The 17,730-nt window shown below is 70.8% G+C and carries 16 protein-coding genes and 1 tRNA gene; 15 read left to right on the top strand and 2 right to left on the bottom strand.

The features are described 5' to 3' along the window. Positions 1–32 precede the first annotated feature (32 nt). The 3 genes from AB0M43_RS27840 (at position 33) to AB0M43_RS27830 (ending at position 1,061) form a co-directional block, all read left to right on the top strand. The gene (locus tag AB0M43_RS27840) at positions 33–467 is read left to right on the top strand and encodes a DUF3052 domain-containing protein (RefSeq protein WP_363728962.1); all 435 of its coding nucleotides are present in this window, start codon (positions 33–35) and stop codon (positions 465–467) included. A 12-nt stretch (positions 468–479) separates the two neighbouring features. After that, positions 480–941: a peroxiredoxin gene (locus AB0M43_RS27835; RefSeq protein ID WP_363728732.1), complete on the top strand. Its 462-nt coding sequence runs from the start codon at positions 480–482 to the stop codon at positions 939–941. A gap of 48 nt (positions 942–989) precedes the next feature. Next, positions 990–1,061 (top strand) — tRNA-Val (locus AB0M43_RS27830). Positions 1,062–1,197: 136 nt separating this feature from the next. Here AB0M43_RS27830 and AB0M43_RS27825 read toward each other — a convergent pair. After that, entirely contained in the window at positions 1,198–1,620 is a 423-nt protein-coding gene (locus AB0M43_RS27825) for a hypothetical protein (RefSeq protein WP_363728731.1), read from the bottom strand. 75 nt (positions 1,621–1,695) lie between these two features. On the opposite strand from AB0M43_RS27825, the gene AB0M43_RS27820 reads away from it, so the two are divergent. The 7 genes from AB0M43_RS27820 to AB0M43_RS27790 all read left to right on the top strand — a co-directional run bounded on the left by AB0M43_RS27820 (position 1,696) and on the right by AB0M43_RS27790 (position 12,203). Beyond that, positions 1,696–2,211: a hypothetical protein gene (locus tag AB0M43_RS27820; RefSeq protein WP_363728730.1), complete on the top strand. Its 516-nt coding sequence runs from the start codon at positions 1,696–1,698 to the stop codon at positions 2,209–2,211. A gap of 138 nt (positions 2,212–2,349) precedes the next feature. Beyond that, complete coding sequence (locus tag AB0M43_RS27815) at positions 2,350–2,631, top strand: hypothetical protein (protein WP_363728729.1); 282 nt, start codon at positions 2,350–2,352, stop codon at positions 2,629–2,631. A gap of 241 nt (positions 2,632–2,872) precedes the next feature. Then, a complete protein-coding gene (locus tag AB0M43_RS27810) occupies positions 2,873–4,270 on the top strand; it encodes a S28 family serine protease (RefSeq protein ID WP_363728728.1) in 1,398 nt (465 codons plus the stop codon). 177 nt (positions 4,271–4,447) lie between these two features. Beyond that, positions 4,448–5,416, top strand: coding sequence for a LysR family transcriptional regulator (locus AB0M43_RS27805; RefSeq protein ID WP_363728727.1), 969 nt, complete (start codon positions 4,448–4,450; stop codon positions 5,414–5,416). Between the two features lie 147 nt (positions 5,417–5,563). Then, positions 5,564–7,042 (top strand): S1 family peptidase, encoded by a 1,479-nt coding sequence (locus tag AB0M43_RS27800; RefSeq protein WP_363728726.1) that lies wholly within the window; start codon positions 5,564–5,566, stop codon positions 7,040–7,042. 228 nt (positions 7,043–7,270) lie between these two features. Next, the gene (gene hrpA, locus AB0M43_RS27795; protein WP_363728725.1) at positions 7,271–11,089 is read left to right on the top strand and encodes an ATP-dependent RNA helicase HrpA; all 3,819 of its coding nucleotides are present in this window, start codon (positions 7,271–7,273) and stop codon (positions 11,087–11,089) included. An 85-nt stretch (positions 11,090–11,174) separates the two neighbouring features. Further along, positions 11,175–12,203: a right-handed parallel beta-helix repeat-containing protein gene (locus AB0M43_RS27790; RefSeq protein ID WP_363728724.1), complete on the top strand. Its 1,029-nt coding sequence runs from the start codon at positions 11,175–11,177 to the stop codon at positions 12,201–12,203. A 182-nt stretch (positions 12,204–12,385) separates the two neighbouring features. On the opposite strand, the gene AB0M43_RS27785 is transcribed toward AB0M43_RS27790, so the two are convergent. Further along, the gene (locus AB0M43_RS27785) at positions 12,386–12,994 is read right to left on the bottom strand and encodes a bifunctional DNA primase/polymerase (RefSeq protein ID WP_363728723.1); all 609 of its coding nucleotides are present in this window, start codon (positions 12,992–12,994) and stop codon (positions 12,386–12,388) included. 143 nt (positions 12,995–13,137) lie between these two features. Between AB0M43_RS27785 and AB0M43_RS27780 the strand changes: the two genes are divergently transcribed. From AB0M43_RS27780 to AB0M43_RS27760, 5 genes are read left to right on the top strand one after another with little or no spacing between them, the layout of a single operon-like run. Next, complete coding sequence (locus AB0M43_RS27780; protein WP_363728722.1) at positions 13,138–14,373, top strand: helix-turn-helix domain-containing protein; 1,236 nt, start codon at positions 13,138–13,140, stop codon at positions 14,371–14,373. After that, positions 14,370–14,915 (top strand): flavoprotein, encoded by a 546-nt coding sequence (locus AB0M43_RS27775; RefSeq protein ID WP_363728721.1) that lies wholly within the window; start codon positions 14,370–14,372, stop codon positions 14,913–14,915. Before AB0M43_RS27780 ends, AB0M43_RS27775 begins: the two co-directional genes overlap by 4 nt. A 21-nt stretch (positions 14,916–14,936) precedes the next feature. After that, a complete protein-coding gene (locus tag AB0M43_RS27770) occupies positions 14,937–15,734 on the top strand; it encodes a Nif3-like dinuclear metal center hexameric protein (protein ID WP_363728720.1) in 798 nt (265 codons plus the stop codon). Between the two features lie 12 nt (positions 15,735–15,746). After that, positions 15,747–16,487, top strand: coding sequence for a C4-type zinc ribbon domain-containing protein (locus AB0M43_RS27765; protein WP_363728719.1), 741 nt, complete (start codon positions 15,747–15,749; stop codon positions 16,485–16,487). Then, the gene (locus AB0M43_RS27760) at positions 16,484–17,716 is read left to right on the top strand and encodes a bifunctional RNase H/acid phosphatase (RefSeq protein ID WP_363728718.1); all 1,233 of its coding nucleotides are present in this window, start codon (positions 16,484–16,486) and stop codon (positions 17,714–17,716) included. Before AB0M43_RS27765 ends, AB0M43_RS27760 begins: the two co-directional genes overlap by 4 nt. Positions 17,717–17,730 lie beyond the last annotated feature (14 nt).

The raw sequence follows: 17,730 nt of genomic DNA, 5'->3' as shown, positions 1-17,730 counted from the left end.
GCTCGCAGACTTCGACGAGGAGGCACTCGACAGTGAGCGCGACGGCTGGCCAGGCCGACGGTATCAAGAGTCTGGTGGACCGGCTCGGGATTGAGCCGGGCATGGTCGTAATGGAGATGGGGTACGACGACGACGTCGACGAGGATCTCCGCGACGCACTGATCGACCGCTGCGGCGAGCTCGTCGACGAGGACACCGATGAGGTTGTCGACGTTGCGCTGCTGTGGTGGCGAGACGGCGACGGCGACCTGGTGGACATTCTCGTGGACGCGCTGAGCCCGCTGGCAGACGACGGGTTCGTCTGGCTGCTGACTCCGAAGTCGGGGCGCGACGGTCACGTCGAGCCGGGCGAGATCTCAGAGTCCGCGCCGACGGCCGGGCTCGCACAGACGTCCAGCATCAACGCGGGCAAGGACTGGGCAGCGGTCAAGCTGGTCGCCCCGCGTTCCGCGAAGAAGCAGCGTTAAGGAGCCACGCTAGTGACCCTGCAGCCCGGTACGACTGCGCCCGTTTTCACCCTCAAGGATCAGAACAACCAGGATGTCGCGCTCGCCGACTTCCGTGGTACCAAGAACGTGTTGCTCGTTTTCTACCCGCTCGCCTTCACGGGCATCTGCCAGGGTGAGCTGTGCGAGGTGCGGGACAATCTGCCCGCCTTCGTCAGCGACGACGTGCAGATCCTGACCGTCAGCGTCGACTCGCCGTTCACCCACAAGGTCTGGGCCGAGCAGCAGGGCTACGACTTCCCGCTGCTGTCGGATTTCTGGCCGCACGGCGCGGTCGCCCAGGCCTACGGCGTCTTCAACGACGAGAAGGGCTTCTCCAACCGGGGCACCTTCCTCGTCGACAAGGACGGCGTGATCCGGTTCGCCGAGGTCAACGGACCGGGCGAGCCGCGCGACCAGGCCGGCTGGACCAAGGCGCTCGAGGCCCTGGCCTAGGATTTCCGGAACCGACCGGCGGCGGGTTATTGTTGCCGCCGCCGGCTGGGGCGCGTAGCTCAGTGGGAGAGCATCCGCCTTACAAGCGGAGGGTCGGGGGTTCGAAACCCTCCGCGCCCACCCAGTTATTGATCTATCTTGATGCAGCTCAGGCCCGGTCATGAAGACCGGGCCTGACGCATTCAGGGGACCGGTAGGGGAATCGGCGCCACTTGTCGCCGGCCCGAGCGGTGCACGGGCCGGATCCCGGCTTCCATCAATCCCGCTCCGGGACCGCCGCGACACCTTCGTCGGCGATCCGCCGGGCCAGCGTGGTGAACTGCGCCTCGGCGGCCTCCCGGGTCGGGAAGCGCAACCGGGCGGAGCGGCCCGGGGCGCTGATGTGCACCTCCACCGGAGTGGAGCTGCACAGGCGGGCCAGGTAGCTCACTCCGGCCCAGATCCCGATGGCCGCCAACAGCAGCAGATCGAGCGCGGTGCCCGACCCCGAGCCGATGTCGAGGCCCGAACCGCCACGGAGCGGTGGGTGCACGCTCAACTGGACGGGGATCCCGTCGGGTCCTTTGACAGTCTTGGAGTCGAACTCGGCGGCCCGGGACTCGGCCGCGCGCCGCCGGGCGATCCGCTCCCGCTCGGCGGCCAGCTTCTGCCGGTCCCGGTCGCTCAGTCCGATACCCATCGGCCAAGTATGGCGCCGACCTGCGCGGAGCTGCCCCCGGCAGTACCATGAAAGGGATTTTTGGGGGTGCTGGCGATGCGCGTCGTTCGAGGCACGATCCTGGCGGGAATGGTAGGCACGGCCACCTTCCTCGGCGTCCTGATGCTCTGGCAGGTCCTGGCCGGCAAGCCGGTCGCGGAGGTGTTCACGCCCATCGCGCACACCTTCCGCCGGAGCGTCGCGGTCGACGGGCCGGCGAGTCTGACCACGGTGCTGGTCGCGATCGCGGCCGTGTTCGTGGTGACGATGGTGTTCAGCGTGGCGCTGGAGGTCGTCGAGTCGCAGCGGACGGCCGGGACCGCGTTCTGGATGATCGGCGGGGCCACGATCCTGGCCGGCGTGTTCTGGGTGTTCACGCACGTGTTCGCGTGGAACGCCGCCGACCCGGTGGCCGCCGACCACCTGTCGAAGGGTGGCGCGTGGCTGGCGAGCATGGTGACCGGCGCGGTCGTGGCGGCGTGCCTGCTGCCGGCGCGGTTGCCGGAGGAGCGGTTCTTCACGTCCGACCCGGTGGGCGGCGACTCGATGGACACCCGGCCGATACCCCACTAGTTCGACACCTTCATCCGGGTACCGGCCCGGGTGCGCCCGAAGGACTACGCCCGTCTCGTCTGCTCTGACGAGGCGGGCGCTTTTTGTTCCCACCCCGGGGGGACGACGCCCGGGGCGCCCGGCTCCTAGTCTCTCTGCATGATCGATGACCGCATGCCGCCCTCGAACCGGCGGTGGACCCTCGCCGCGCTCCTCGCGGGCCTGGGTGGCGCGTCCCTGGTCGTGGTCGGCTGGTCGTTGCGGGGCTGGCACATCGCGCCCGACCACGCCCGGCTGGGCGACGGGGACTGGTGGCTGGGGCTGCTGAGCCACGGGATGGCGCACCTGGCGTTCGGCAAGGTGGGGTTCAAGGTGGCGCTGGGGGCGGTCGTCGTCACGGTCGCGTGCGTCGTGTGGCTGCGGGGGCGGCGCAGGTCCTGACCGGGGCACGGGTTCCGTCCCGCGCGACGCACCGCTCGTGGGCCGCCGGCACGACGCTCCGCTCGGGTGCCGCCCGCCCAACGCCCGGCTCGTGAGCCGTCCGCCCGGAGCGGGGCGCCCATCGCCGTCCCGGGGCGCCCTCCGTGTGTCCTGTTCGTAGTGTCCAGTGTGTCCGTAGGTCTTCCGTATGCCGGGAGGGGGTGGCTACAGTCGCGGGACACATATCGAACGGGAGGAATGCGTGTCTCGTCTATGGCGCTCGTTCGCCGCCGCCGCCCTGCTCGCGGGCCTGGTCGGCATCGCCCAACCGGCGGCCGCCGCCGAGGGTGACATCCTGGCGCGGCTGAAGGCGATCCCCGGGTTGACCGTGGTCTCCGAGCAGTCGGTGCCCGCACCGCACCGGTTCTTCGTTCTGACTTTCCGGCAGTACGTGGACCACCACAACCCGTCGCTCGGCACGTACCAGCAGCGGTTCACCCTGATGCACCGCGACACCGCCCGGCCGATGGTGCTGCACACCTCCGGCTACAACGTGTCGACCCGCGCGTTCCGGTCGGAGCCGACCCAGTTGCTGGCCGGCAACCAGGTCTCGGTGGAGCAGCGGTTCTTCACGCCGTCGATCCCGACGAATCCGAACTGGTCCAAGTTGGACGTCTGGCAGGCCGCGACGGACCACCACCGGCTGGTCAGCGCCCTGAAGAAGGTGTACAAGGCGAAGTGGGTGTCCACGGGCGCCAGCAAGGGCGGCATGACCTCGGTCTACCACCGGCACTTCTACCCGAACGACGTCGACGGCACGGTGGCCTACGTCGCCCCGAACGACGTGGTGGCCGACAGCGACGCGGCGTACGACCGGTTCTTCGCCAACGTCGGCACCCCCGAGTGCCGGGCCGCCCTGAACGCCGTGCAGGTGGAGGCGTTGCGCCGGCGCGGGACGTTGGAGCCCCGGCTGGAGGCGTGGGCCGCCGCGAACGGGCGGACGTACACGGTGGTCGACGGGCCCGACCGCGGGTTCGAGTACATGGTGAACAGCGCGCAGTGGGGCTTCTGGCAGTACGGCGGGGTGTCGTTGTGCGCGCAGGTGCCGGCGACCACGGCCAGCGACGACGACATCTTCGCCTGGCTCGACGACTGGGGCGGCTTCGACTCCACCACGGACCAGGGCCTGGCCCCGTTCACCCCGTACTACTACCAGGCGGGTACGCAGCTCGGGTACCCGGTGATCCAGCTCGACTACCTCAGGAGCCAGCAGCGGTACCCGTTCGAGGACACCCCGCGCAACTTCGTACCCCGCTCGATCCCGATGTCCTTCCAGCCGTGGGTGATGTTGCAGATCGACCAGTGGGTGCAGATGCGGGGCAGCCGGCTGCTGTTCGTCTACGGGCAGAACGACCCGTGGGGCGCGGAGCCGTTCACCCTCGGCCCGGGCACGAAGGACTCGCTGAGCTTCACCGCGCCGGGGGCCAACCACGGCGCGAACATCTCCCGGCTGGTCGGCGACGAGGCGGCCACGGCGACGGCGGCGCTGCGCCGCTGGGCCGGGTACACCGCGCCCGCGCCGAGCCTGGCGGGGGAGCACTTCCCGGAACTGGACGACTGGGATCCGGTGATGGACCGGAGCCTGAACCCGGTCCGGTGACCTGACGGTGGGGCGGCGACACCGCCGCCCCACCGCACTTTCCGCGCGGGGGCACCTCTCTTAGCTCCGCCTCTGCGAGGATTTCAGCGTATTTATCCCCGATTCGTTGATCTTCCAGCAGCTTAGTGACCCTCTGTAGGCTTCTCTGTGACGCACGTCTCGCCCTAGGGTCAGTACATGAACCTGGAGCTCCGGCATCTGCGGGTCATCTGCGCGATCGCCGAGACGGGCAGCGTGACCAAGGCGGCGGCCGTGCTCGGCCTCGCCCAGGCCGCGTTGACCGCACAGCTCCACCGGATCGAGGGCACCCTCGGCGGGGCGCTGTTCGAACGCGACCGCAAGGGCGCGCGGCCCACGGCGCTCGGCGAGCTGGTGCTCGCCCGGGCCCGGGTGCTGCTGCCCGCCGTGGAGGGCCTGCGCGAGGACGCGGCCCGGATGGCGAGTACGACGGTGCCGGAGCGGTACCGGATCGGCGCCGTCAACGGTCCCATCCTCGGCGGCCTGGTGCACCGGCTCGCGGCCGAGCAGCCGGAGGCGCGGATCACCACCCACCCGGCCTGGTCGGCGGACGAGCTGATCGGCATGGTGGCCGCGCGCCGGCTGGACTTCGCGCTGATCGGGGTGTGCGGCGACGCGTCCCCGCCGACGAGCCAGGGCCTGATCTGGCGGGACATCGCGCTGGACCCGGTGTTCGTGCTGGTGCCCGACGCGCACCCGGCCTCCGGCTGGGCGGAGGTGGAGCTGTCGGAGCTGGCCGACGCGCGCTGGTTGGCGACCCCGGGGGACGGCTGTTTCTCCGAGTGTTTCGCGGCGGCCTGTGTGCGGGCCGGGTTCACCCCGCAGGAGATGTACGAGACGGACCTCGCCGGGGCCTACGACCTCGTGGCGGCCGGCGACGCGGTGGCGCTGTGCCAGCCGACGTTCCGGGTGGTCCCCGGGCTCACCGCGGTGCCCCTGACCGGGGTGCCGCTGCGCTGGCGGCACGTGCTGGGCTGGCATCCGGACTCGCCGGGCGCGGACATCGCCGAACGGGTGGTGGCGCACGCGACGGCGGCGTACGCGGAGGCGGCCGCGCGCAGCTCCGCGTACCAGGCGTGGTTGGCCCGCAATCCGGGCTACGGCCCCTCCGGTACGCCGGTGGTATGACCTAGCTGCTATCTATCTCGGTTGATCTGTCGCGGGTTAGCTTGCCTCACCGCCAACGGCGGCTTCCTGGGAAGCGGCGGGCTGACCAGCTCAGCGAACTCGACCGTGGCCCGTCGCCTCCTTCCCCTCAAGGAGGAGTACCACACGATGAAACGCAAAGTGACGACCGTTGTGGCTGTCGCGGCCATGACGGTGGGAGTCGTCTCCGCTCTGAATCTCCCGGCGTTGGCCGGCCCCGTCCCCCTCGCGGAGCCGTCCAGCGTCGGTGCGATCGCGCCCGAGGTGTACGGCGCGGTGCAGCGTGACCTGGGCATCAGCCCGGACAAGGTGCGCGACCGGTTCGTCCTGGAGGAGAAGGCCTCGCGGGTCGAGGCGGCCCTGCGCCGGCAGTTCGACGTCGGCTTCGGCGGCGGGTACATCTCCGCCGACGGGCGGTCCTACAAGGTCGGGGTGCTCAACGAGGCCCAGGCGGCGAAGGTCCGCGCGGCCGGTGCCGAGCCGGTGGCCGTGACCCGCACGGAGCGGCAGCTCGACGCGATCCGCGACCAGCTGGGCTCGGTCCTGAAGGGCACCGAGGTGCCGTACTGGTACACCGACGTCACCACCAACACCGTCGTCGTCAAGGCGCACCCCGCCGCCGTGGCGCGGACCCGGTCCCTGGTCGCGACCGCGGGTGTGGAGGCCTCGGCGGTCCGGGTCGTGGAGACCACCGAGGCCCCCCGGCCGCTGATCGACGTGATCGGCGGCAACGCGTACTACATCGGCTCGGGCACCCGCTGTTCCGTCGGCTTCCCGGTGACCACGGGCTTCGTCACCGCCGGGCACTGCGGCACCACGGGCGCGAGCACGACCCAGCCGAGCGGTTCGTTCGCGGGTTCGTCGTTCCCGGGCAACGACTACGCGTTCGTCCGGACGGCGGCGGGCAACACCCCGCGCGGGCTGGTCAACAACTACTCGGGCGGCACCGTGACGGTGGCCGGTTCGAGCGAGGCGGCCGTGGGCTCCTCGATCTGCCGGTCGGGTTCGACGACGGGGTGGCACTGCGGCACGATCCAGTCCCGCAACGCCTCGGTCACCTACCCGCAGGGCACGATCACGGGCCTGATCCAGACGAACGTGTGCGCCGAACCCGGGGACTCGGGCGGCTCGGCGATCTCGGGCAGCCAGGCCCAGGGCGTCACCTCCGGCGGTTCGGGCAACTGCTCCTCGGGTGGTACGACGTTCTTCCAGCCGGTCAACGAGATCCTCCAGACGTACGGCCTGACCCTGGTGACCGGCGGCGGCAACCCGACCCCGACGACCGGCCCGACCGGCGGCCCGGGCGGCTGCACCGGCTACTCCGGTTCCCTGGCGGCGGGCGGCACGGCGATCCAGCCGAACAACAGCTACTACCAGTCGGCCGGTTCGGGCACGCACGCCAGCTGCCTGCGCGGCCCGGCGGGCGCGGACTACGACCTCGCGCTGCAGAAGTGGAACGGCAGCACCTGGGCGCAGGTCGCGGTGTCCAACGGCCCGACGAACGCCGAGCAGATCAGCTACAGCGGTGCCGCCGGGTACTACCGGTACGTGGTGACCGCCTACTCCGGCTCCGGCGCGTACACGCTGAGCATCGCCAAGCCGGCGTAACCCGAGACGACCCCGGCCCGCCACCCTTGGGCCGGGGTCCCCACCCCGGGCGCGGCTGGGTGCCCGGGGTGGCCAGGCCCCCGGCCCACCACCATGGGGCCGGGCCCGCGCCCCGGGCGGCCCGGAAGGCCCGGGGTACGGCCCCCGGTGTGGCCCAGGCCACGCCGGGGGCTCCGGCGCGTAAACCCGGTGATCCGGCCCCGGCCGACCACCTATCCTGGTGCGGACATGGGAACAGCACCGGAAACACCCCGCCTCGCCGATCTCCTCCAGCGGCTGCCCGAGCTGATGCTGAAAGACCAGCGCAGGCTGGGGCGTCGGCTCGACGGCGCGCGCCGCGACCAGGGGAAGCTGCCGCAGATCGCCGCCGACCTGGCCACGGCCGAGGAGCGGGTGGCCCGGCGCCGGGCGGCGGTGCCGGCGATCACGTATCCCGAGGCGCTGCCGGTCAGCCAGAAGAAGGACGACCTGCTCGCGGCGATCCGCGACCACCAGGTGGTCATCGTGGCCGGCGAGACGGGTTCGGGGAAGACGACCCAGCTGCCGAAGATCTGCCTGGAACTCGGCCGGGGCGTGCGGGGCCTGATCGGGCACACCCAGCCACGCCGACTCGCCGCGCGGACGGTGGCCGACCGGATCGCCGACGAGCTGAACGTGGAGCTGGGCGACGCGATCGGCTTCAAGGTCCGGTTCACCGACCACGTCAAGGACACGACGCTGGTCAAGCTGATGACGGACGGCATCCTGCTCGCGGAGTTGCAGAACGACCGGGCGTTGGAGCAGTACGACACGCTGATCATCGACGAGGCGCACGAGCGCAGCCTGAACATCGACTTCATCCTCGGGTACGTCAAGCAGCTGCTGCCGCGCCGCCCGGACCTGAAGGTGATCATCACCTCGGCGACGATCGACCCGGAGCGGTTCGCGGCGCACTTCGACGGCGCGCCGATCGTGGAGGTCTCGGGCCGCACGTTCCCGGTGGAGGTGCGCTACAACCCGATCGAGGACGAGGACACCGACCAGACCTCGGCGATCGCCGACGCGGTGGAGGAGCTCCAGTCGGAGGGGCCGGGGGACATCCTGGTGTTCCTCAGCGGCGAGCGCGAGATCCGGGACACGGCCGACGCGCTGAACAAGCTCAAGCTCCGGGGTACGGAGGTGCTGCCGCTCTACGCGCGGCTGTCCGTGGCCGAGCAGCACCGCGTCTTCGCCCCGCACGCCGGCCGCCGGGTGGTCCTGGCGACGAACGTGGCGGAGACGTCGCTGACGGTGCCGGGGATCAAGTACGTGATCGATCCGGGGACGGCGCGGATCTCCCGCTACAGCCACCGGTTGAAGGTGCAGCGGCTGCCGATCGAGGCGGTGTCGCAGGCGTCGGCGAACCAGCGCAAGGGCCGCTGCGGGCGCACCTCGGACGGCATCTGCATCCGGCTGTACTCGGAGGAGGACTTCGAGTCGCGGCCGGAGTTCACGGACCCGGAGATCCTGCGTACCAATCTGGCGTCCGTGATTCTCCAGATGACCTCGATCGGGCTGGGCGACATCGCGGCGTTCCCGTTCCTGGAGCCGCCGGACAAGCGCAACATCGCCGACGGCGTGCAGCTGCTGGAGGAGTTGGGCGCGCTCGACTCCGACGGGCTGACGCCGATGGGCCGCAAGCTCGCCGCGCTGCCGGTGGACCCGAGGCTGGCCCGGATGGTGATCGAGGCCGACAAGCACGGGTGCGTCAGCGAGGTCATGGTGATCGCGGCGGCGCTGTCCATCCAGGACCCCCGTGAACGGCCCGCCGAGCACCAGATGGCGGCCACGGAGAAGCACTCCCGGTTCGTGGACAAGTCCTCGGACTTCGCGTCGTTCCTGGCGCTGTGGAAGTACCTCCAGGAGCAGCAGCGGGAGCTGTCGAGCAACGCGTTCCGCCGGATGTGCCGCACCGAGTTCCTGAACTATCTGCGGGTCCGCGAGTGGCAGGACATCTACAGCCAGCTCCGCCAGGTCGCCAAGACCCTCAACCTCCCGCTGAACGACGCGCCGGCCGCCGCGCAGGGCATCCATCTCGCCCTGCTCAGCGGCCTGTTGTCGCATATCGGGTTGTTCGACGCGGCCAAGCGCGAGTACCTCGGGGCGCGGGGTGCGAAGTTCTCGATCTTCCCGGGTTCGGCGCTGTTCAAGACCCCGCCGCGCTGGGTGATGTCCGCCGAGCTGGTGGAGACCTCGAAGCTCTGGGGCCGGATCAACGCGAAGATCGAACCCGAGTGGGTCGAGCCGCTGGCCCCGCACCTGGTGAAGCGCAGCTACTCCGAGCCGCACTGGGAGAAGAAGCAGGCCGCAGTGATGGCGTACGAGAAGGTCACGTTGTACGGCGTGCCGATCGTCGCCCAGCGCAAGGTCAACTACGGCCGGATCGCGCCGACGGTGGCCCGGGAGCTGTTCATCCGGCACGCGCTGGTCGAGGGCGACTGGGACACCCACCACGCGTTCTTCCAGGAGAACCGCGACCTGCTCGAAGAGGTCGAGGAGCTGGAGAACCGGGCCCGCCGCCGCGACATCCTGGTGGACGACGAGACCCTGTTCCAGTTCTACGACGAGCGGGTCGCCAAGGAGTGCGTCTCGGGCCGGCACTTCGACTCGTGGTGGAAGAAGACGAAACGCGAGCAGCCCGACCTGCTCAGCTTCTCCAAGGCGATGCTGATCAACGAGGGCAAGGGCGCGCTCGACCCGAAGGACTACCCGGACGTCTGGGACGGCCTGGCGCTCACGTACCAGTTCGAGCCGGGGGCCGACGCCGACGGGGTCACGGTGCACGTGCCGCTGGGCCGGCTGTCCACGCTGACCCCGGGGATCTTCGACTGGCAGATCCCCGGGCTGCGCCAGGACCTGGTCACGGCCCTGATCAAGTCGCTGCCGAAGGCCGTCCGGCGCAACTTCGTGCCGGCCCCCGACTACGCCGCCGCCGCGCTGGACCGGCTCACCCCCGGCTCCGAACCGCTGCTCGACGGCCTGGCGCGCGAGCTGCGCCGGTACAGCGGCGGCCACCAGATCGGGCGGGCCGACTGGGACCTGTCCCGGGTGTCGGACCACCTGAAGATCACCTATCGGGTACTCGACGACAAGGGCGCCACCCTCGCCGAGGGCAAGGACCTGGTGGCCCTCCAGCAGCAGCTCAAGCCGAAGGTGCAGCAGGAGCTCGCCACGGCGGGCAGCTCCATCGAGCGGCGCGGGCTGAGGTCCTGGGACCTCGGGGACCTGCCGCAGGTCATTCAGCGCAACCTCGGCGGCTACCCGGTGAACGCGTACCCGGCGCTGGTCGACGCGGGCGACTCGGTGTCGGTGAAGGTCTTCGAGAACCAGGCGGAGGCGGCGGCGGCCATGGTCGTCGGTACCCGTCGGCTGTTGCTCCTCACGATCTCCTCGCCGGTCAAGCCGGTGCTGGCCCGGCTGTCCAACCAGGCGAAGCTGGCCCTGTCGCGCTACCCGGGCGGCAAGGCGACCGCGATGTTCGACGACTGCGCGAACTGCGCCGTGGACGCGCTCGTGGAGCAGGCCGGCGGTCCCGCGTGGACGGCCGAGGGGTTCGCGAAGCTCCGCGACCACGTCCGGGCCTCGCTGTCCGACGTCGTGTACAACGTGATCACCCACGTGCAGCTCGTGCTCGGCATCGCGCACACCGTCGAGGGCCGGCTGAGGGCCCCCGCCGACCTGGCCGCGCTCGCCGACATGCGCCGCCAGCTGTCCGGGCTGATCTACCCGGGGTTCGTGGCCGCAGCCGGGGGCCGGCAGGTGCCGCAGCTGCCGCGCTATCTCAAGGGCATCGAGCAGCGCCTGGACAAGCTGCCGACGAACGGGGCCCGGGACAAGCAGTGGACCGCGTCGGTGCAGGAGGTCGAGGCGGAGTACCGCCAGCTGGTCACCGAGGTGCCGCCGAGCCCGGAGCTGACGAGGATCCGGTGGATGATCGAGGAGCTGCGGGTGAGCTATTTCGCGCAGAGCCTGGGGACCGCGTACCCGGTGTCGGAGAAGCGGATATACAAGGCGATGGACGAGCTGTAGTAATTCACAAATTCGGGTAATACGGATGTGACTCCCGGGGCAGGCTATGTGTTGGCAAACATCGCCTATACGGAGGTAACGCCCAATGCAACGCATTGCCAGAATGCTGATGGTCGGGGCCGTGGTCGCCTCGACCGTCGCCCTCGGCGCCACGCCCGCCATGGCCGGGGGCGACAGCCACATCGTCCTGCCCGGCCAGTCCATCCAGGCGGCCGTCGACGCCGCCGACCCGGGTGACTCGATCCAACTGCTGGCCGGGGCGTACGCGGGAGGCGTCAAGGTCACCAAGCACGGCATCAGGATCCACGGCATCGGCCCGGAGACGGTGATCGAGCCGATGGGGGCGAACGGCTGCGCGGGCATGGGCCCGGAGTCCGGGATCTGCGTACTCGGCTCGCCCGGCCAGCCGGTGCACGGCGTGACCGTGGAGCTGTTGACCGTGCGCGGCTTCGAGTTCGGCGTGTTCGGCGTGTTCACCGACCGGCTGACCGTGCGCACCGTGCACGCGGTCGACAACCCGGAGTACGGCATCGCCGAGTTCGAGTCCACCCGCGGCGAGTTCGTCGGCAACGTGGTGACCGGCACGACCGACGACGCGGGCATCTACGTGGGCGACACCGCCAACGCGTACGGCACGAAGGTCTCCGGCAACCACGTCTCGGGCGGGGCGTTGGGCATCCTGGTCCGGCACGCCCACCACGTGAAGGTGTCCGCCAACAACGTCGTCGACAACTGTCTCGGCATCGTGCTGGTGGACGACGGCCAGCCCGGCGGCATGGGCCACAACGAGGTGAGCGCGAACAACAGCAGCGGCAACAACCGGTACTGCGCGCCGAACGAGGAGGTGCCGCCGCTGCAGGGCACGGGGATCGCGCTGATCGGCGGGCAGCACAACGCGGTGTCGGCCAACATCGTCCACGACAACCTGGGCGGCCCGGTGCCGTTCCCGGGCGGCATCGTGCTGGCCGCCGGTGCCGAGCACACCCTGGTCTCCGCGAACGTGCTGCACGGCAACCTGCCCGCGGACCTCGTGGACGACAGCGGCAACGCCACGAACGTGTTCCAGGCCAACCACTGCGGCAGCTCGCAGCCGGCCGGCAACTGCGTCCCGTAGCGCGAAACCCGTCGACCCCGTCCCGGCTCGTCCGGGGCGGGGTCGACGCGTGTTCGGATGTAAGAGCCGGGTACGGGTCGGCGTTGGCTCCATGGGTCTTGTTGGTCACCGCTGTCGGCCGCTGGCCGAAACCTGTTGGTACCTGTTGGTAGTGGATATAACGAAGCAGTGCTGAGCAGGGATCAGGCGGCCTGGCGGGGGGCCACCAACTGGAGCGCGTCGACGAGGGCGTTCTGCACCGGGTACGACCCGGGCAACGCCCACCCCACCGTGCCCGGCGACACTTCCCAACGAACCCTCCCCGATGGGTACCGACTGGGCGGCGCCGGCACCCACGAGCCCTTCCCGTGCCGGACTATGTCCAGCTGGCGGTCCAGTTCGGGGCGCAGCGGCTCGCCCTCGGCGACGAACAGCATCCACCGTCCGGAGGGCGAGACGCTGATCGGGCAGCGGGGTCCGTGCTCGCCGAGGATCCGCGCCGCGAGGGCCCCGAGGTACGCCGGAACCTCGATCACGTCGAAGCCGAGCCCGGTCGGCAACAGCACGGTGTACGGCGACCTGTACCACCAAGTGGCGATCAGGTCAGGGTCGGCCGTTGGTCGCAGTTGCGCGCCGAGGTCATCGTGTACGGGATGGCAATTGATGGTCGGACAGCTGGTCGTCCCGCAGTCGAATTTGTCCCCCGCAAGGGACGCACCGGCTAGGACATTCCACCCATGTCGGGCGTATAGCACAGCTGAACGGCGGAGAAGTGTCCGAATCACCGGTCTCGGCACAGGATTCCACGTCATGGCGGCTGTTCCTCCGTCGTCACTTCTTCGCGGGGTGCTCGTTGGCCCGAATAGAACTCGGTACATGAAGAAGTTACTTGTACCTGTGCGTAGCGCAACAGACACAGTGTGCGATCTCTGGACGAGGAGGCAAAGAGATGGCCGTGGATGAGCTGCCCATCGGACGTCGGGTGGCGTACTGGCGCCTCCGCCGCAACTTGTCCCAACAAGTATTCGCGGACCGGCTGGGCAAGTCGAAGAGCTGGGTCGACAAGGTGGAACGGGGGGTGCGCAGGCTGGACAAGTTCTCCGTCCTGTACGACATCGCCGAGGTCCTCCAGGTCGACGTCCAGCTCCTGATGGGCAAGGACCCGGCCCGCAAGCCGGACAGCGCCAACTGCATCGACCAGGTCGAGGTCGAGGAGATCCGCTCGTCCCTGGAGTGCTACGACAGCATCAGCCCGTTCCTCAGCCCGGTCGGGTTCGGCGAACCGCCACCGGTCGGCGAGCTGGCGAAGTCCGTCAACCACGCCTGGAACACCTTCCAGCACGTGCGGTACGGGATCCTGGCCCGGCTGCTGCCCCGCCTGATCAACGACGCCCAGGCCGCCGACCGCGCGTACCGGGGCCGGGCCGAGGAGAGCCAGGCCGCCTCGCTGCTCGCCCAGGTGTACATGATCTCCTCGTCGGCGCTGCGCAAACTCGGCGAGCACGAACTGTGCTGGCTCGCGGCCGACCGGGCCATCAACGTCGCCCAGCGCGCCGGCGACCCGCTGCTCACCGGCATCGCGTCCATGCGGGTGGCCAACGCGTTGCGCTCACTGGGCCGGCACCAGCCGGCCCTCGAACTCAACGTGTCCGTCGCCAACCACCTCGCGCCGTCCACGGAGGCCGAGGCCACCCCGGACCGGCTCAGCGTGTTCGGCATCCTGCTCCTCCAGGGCGCCATGGCCGCCGCGCACCTCGGGGACAACGCCGCCGTCAAGGAACTGCTCGACCAGGCCGAGGAGACCGCGGCGCTGTTAGGGCACGACGACAACCGGTACTGGACCAGCTTCGGCCCCACCAACGTCAAACTGCACCGGGCCGCCGCCGCCGTCGAGATGGGCGAGGGCAAGCTCGCCGCCCAGGTGCACGCCAGCATCGACATGACCAAGTTCGAGGGGCTGCTCACCGAGCGGCGCGCCAACCACCTCATCGACCTCGCCCGGGGGCACACCCAGTACGGGGCCCTGGACAGCGCGGCCACCATGCTCCTGGAGGCCAACGAACTGGCCCCCTCCGAGGTGCTGTGCCGCCCGCAGGCCCAGGAGGTCGCCAGCGAGGTCGTCCGGCGCAACCGGGGCAACGTCCCCACCCAGCTCGTCGAGCTCGTGGACCACATGGGAGTGGCGGCGTGAAGACCCTCTACGTCATCGCGTGCGGCTCGCCCCTCGCCGCCGGGGTGGGCCGGCTCGTCGAGCTGGCCCAGACCGACGGCTGGGACGTGTGCGTGGTGGCCACCCCCGACGGCACCAAGTTCATCGACACCGACGCGCTGGTACTCCAGACCGGGCACCCGGTCCGCAGCACCTACAAGAACCCCGACGACCCCGACGTACTCCCCGAACCGGATGCCGTGATCGTCGCCCCCGCCACCGTCAACACGATCAACAAGTGGGCCGCCGGGATCTGCGACACCCTGGCGCTCGGCCTGATCGTGGAGGCCATCGGGCTCGGGCTGCCCATCGTCACCATGCCGTTCTCCAACCGGGCGCACGCCGCGCACCCCGCGTTCGGGGAGAGCCTGCGCCGCCTGGAGAGCTGGGGGGTGCGGGTGCTGTGGGACACCCCCGGGCACCGGCCGCACGAGCCCCGGCACGGCGCGCACCTCGTCGAGGCGTTCCCCTGGCACCTGGCGCTGGAGGGGCTGCCCCGGCGAGCCGCGTTATCGGCGGCGTGAGGACCCGGTAGCCTCGCCGCGGTGAACCTCTCGGACCTCCTCGCACTCCTCGACACGTGGTATCCGCCGGCCTGGGCCGAGGACTGGGACAGGGTGGGGCTGGTCGTCGGCGACCCCGAGTACTTCGTGCACCGCGTCCACCTCACCGTCGACTGCGTGCCCGAGACCATCGCCGAGGCCATCGACGCCGGGGCCCAGCTCATCGTCGCCCACCACCCCCTGCTGCTCCGGGGCGTGTCCAGCGTCGCGGCGACCACCTTCAAGGGCCGCATGATCCGCGACCTGATCCGCGCCGGCGTCGCCCTGCACGTCGTGCACACCAACGGCGACGTCGCCAACCCCGGCGTCTCCGACGCGCTCGCCGACCGGCTCGGCATGACCGACCTGCGCCCCCTGGTCCCGGCGACCGGCGCGGCGGCCGGCGGTGGACGAGGGATCGGCCGGATCGGGGAACTGTCCGAGGACATGACCCTCGCCGAGTTCGCCGAACACGCCAACTGTGTGCTCCCCACCACCTCCTGGGGCGTTCGTGCCGGTGGCGACCCTGACCGGATTGTCCGCACGGTTGCGGTCTCCGGCGGCGCGGGGGACAGTTACCTGATGGCGGCCACCTCGGCCGGTGTCGACGCCTTCCTCACCTCCGACCTGCGCCACCACCCCGCCAGCGAACACCTGGCGGCCGGCGGCCCGGCCCTGCTGGACGCGGCCCACTGGGCCACCGAGCGCCCGTGGCTCGACGACCTGGCCCGCCGGATGCGAGATGAGGCCGGAGTAGATACCGTCGTGTCTGACGCCGTGACCGACCCGTGGAACGTTTGAGGAGCCCAGCCAGTGAAGGTCGACCCGTTCGTACAGCTCCGTGTGCTTGATCTGCAGGCGGTCGACACTGCCCTCAACCAGCTCGCGCACCGGCGGAAGAACCTGCCCGAGCACGCCGAGCTGGTCAAGCTCGACAACGACCTCCGCCTGATCGTCGACGAGCGGGCCAACGCCCAGGCCGAGGTCGACGACCTGGACCGCGACATCAAGCGGTACGAGGGCGATATCGACCAGGTCCGCCAGCGCGCCCAGCGCAACCAGGCCCGGCTCGACTCCGGCCAGGGCACCGGCAAGGAACTCGAGGCCCTCCAGCACGAACTCGTCTCCCTCGGCCGCCGCCAGGGCGAGCTGGAGGACTCCGAGCTGGAGTTGATGGAGAAGCGCGAGTCCGCCGCCTCCGTCGTCGCGGGCATCGCCGGCCGGGTCGAGGCGCTCACCGCCGCGAAGAACGCCGCCGAGGCCAGCCGCGACAAGGCCCTCGCCGAGATCGCCGCCGAGGAGGACCGCCGCCGCGAGTCCCGGGGCCCGATCGTGCTGAACCTGCCGGCCGACTTCCTCGCCCTGTACGAGAAGATCCGCGACTCCAGCGGCGGCATCGGCGCGGCCATGCTCCGCCAGCGCCGCTGCGAGGGCTGCCGCCTGGAACTGTCCGGCGGCGCGCTCGCCGAGGTCCGCGCCACCAAGCCCGACGAGGTCGTCCGGTGCGAGGAGTGCCGGCGGATCCTGGTCCGGACGGGCGAGTCCGGCCTGTGACCGCCCGGGTCGTGGTCGAGGCGGACGGCGGCTCGCGGGGCAACCCGGGACCCGCCGGGTACGGCGCGGTCGTCCTCGACCCCCAGACGGGTGCCGTGCTCGCGGAACGGGCCGACGTGCTCGGCATCGCGACGAACAACGTGGCCGAGTACTCCGGGCTGATCGCCGGGCTGCGGGCCGCCGGGGAACTCGGGGCCCGGCACGTCGACGTGCGGATGGACTCCAAGCTCGTGGTGGAGCAGATGTCCGGGCGGTGGCAGATCAAGCACGAGGGGCTCAAGCCGCTCGCCCGGGAGGCCGCGGCGTTGGCCCGGGGGTTCGAGCGGGTCACGTACAAGTGGATTCCGCGGGCGGAGAATGGGCGCGCGGACGCGTTGGCGAACAGCGCGATGGACGGGACACCCGTGTCCCGCAACGGGCCGGCGGCCGGTGGCACGGCGGCTGACGCCTCGGCTGCGGTCGCTGGACAGGGCTCCGGAGCTGCCTCGAAAGCTGGCACGACCTCCGCCTCAGCTGGCGCCACCTCGGCTGCGGCCCGCGCCGGATCCGGGGCGGCGCCCGCGACGCAGGGGGCGTCGGCTCCCGGTGGCTGGGTGCCCCGGGTGGAGGCCCCGACCCGGCTGATCCTGGTCCGGCACGGCGAGACGCCCCGCACGGCGGAGAAGCGGTACTCGGGCCGGGGCGACGTACCCCTCACCGACCGGGGCCAGGCCCAGGCCAAAGCCGCAGCCGGCCGCGTGGGCCTGATCGCCGACGACGTCGCCGCCATCGTCTGCTCGCCCCTGACCCGGACCCGGCAGACGGCGGAGGCCATCGCCGCCCGCTACGCCCGCAAGCCGATCCTCGAACCCGACCTCATCGAGTGCGACTTCGGCACCTGGGAGGGCCTCACCTTCGGCGAGGTGTCCGCCCAGTGGCCGGGGGAGCTGACCGCGTGGCTGGGCGACACGTCGCTGGCCCCGCCCGGCGGGGAGTCGTTCGACCAGGTCGCCGAGCGGGTCCGCGGCGCGGTGGCCGGGCTCCGGGCCAAGTACTCCGGAAAGACGATCGTCGTGGTCAGTCACGTCAGCCCGATCAAGGTGGCGCTGCGCGAGGCGCTCGACGGCGGCCCCGGGTTCCTGCACCAGCTGCACCTGGACCCGGCCGGGGTGTCGCTGGTCGACTCGTGGCGCGACGGCGGTGTGTCGGTCCGCCTGGTCAACGACACGTCCCACCTGACCCACCTCTGACCGACCCGGACGCG

Origin of the sequence: Longispora sp. NPDC051575, assembly GCF_040681875.1 — a bacterium.
Classification (GTDB): Bacteria; Actinomycetota; Actinomycetes; order Mycobacteriales; family Micromonosporaceae; genus Longispora.
Note: the sequence above shows the minus strand (reverse complement) of the source record. Positions and strands in the feature narration are given on the sequence as shown.

Bases quoted from the DNA above. Each gene is read 5' to 3' on its own strand.
- AB0M43_RS27790 (WP_363728724.1), top strand. From the start codon at position 11,175: ATGCAACGCATTGCCAGAATGCTGATGGTCGGGGCCGTGGTCGCCTCG.
- hrpA (WP_363728725.1), top strand. From the start codon at position 7,271: ATGGGAACAGCACCGGAAACACCCCGCCTCGCCGATCTCCTCCAGCGG.
- AB0M43_RS27805 (WP_363728727.1), top strand. From the start codon at position 4,448: ATGAACCTGGAGCTCCGGCATCTGCGGGTCATCTGCGCGATCGCCGAG.
- AB0M43_RS27815 (WP_363728729.1), top strand. From the start codon at position 2,350: ATGATCGATGACCGCATGCCGCCCTCGAACCGGCGGTGGACCCTCGCC.
- AB0M43_RS27785 (WP_363728723.1), bottom strand. From the start codon at position 12,994: ATGACGTGGAATCCTGTGCCGAGACCGGTGATTCGGACACTTCTCCGC.
- AB0M43_RS27825 (WP_363728731.1), bottom strand. From the start codon at position 1,620: ATGGGTATCGGACTGAGCGACCGGGACCGGCAGAAGCTGGCCGCCGAG.
- AB0M43_RS27800 (WP_363728726.1), top strand. From the start codon at position 5,564: ATGAAACGCAAAGTGACGACCGTTGTGGCTGTCGCGGCCATGACGGTG.
- AB0M43_RS27820 (WP_363728730.1), top strand. From the start codon at position 1,696: ATGCGCGTCGTTCGAGGCACGATCCTGGCGGGAATGGTAGGCACGGCC.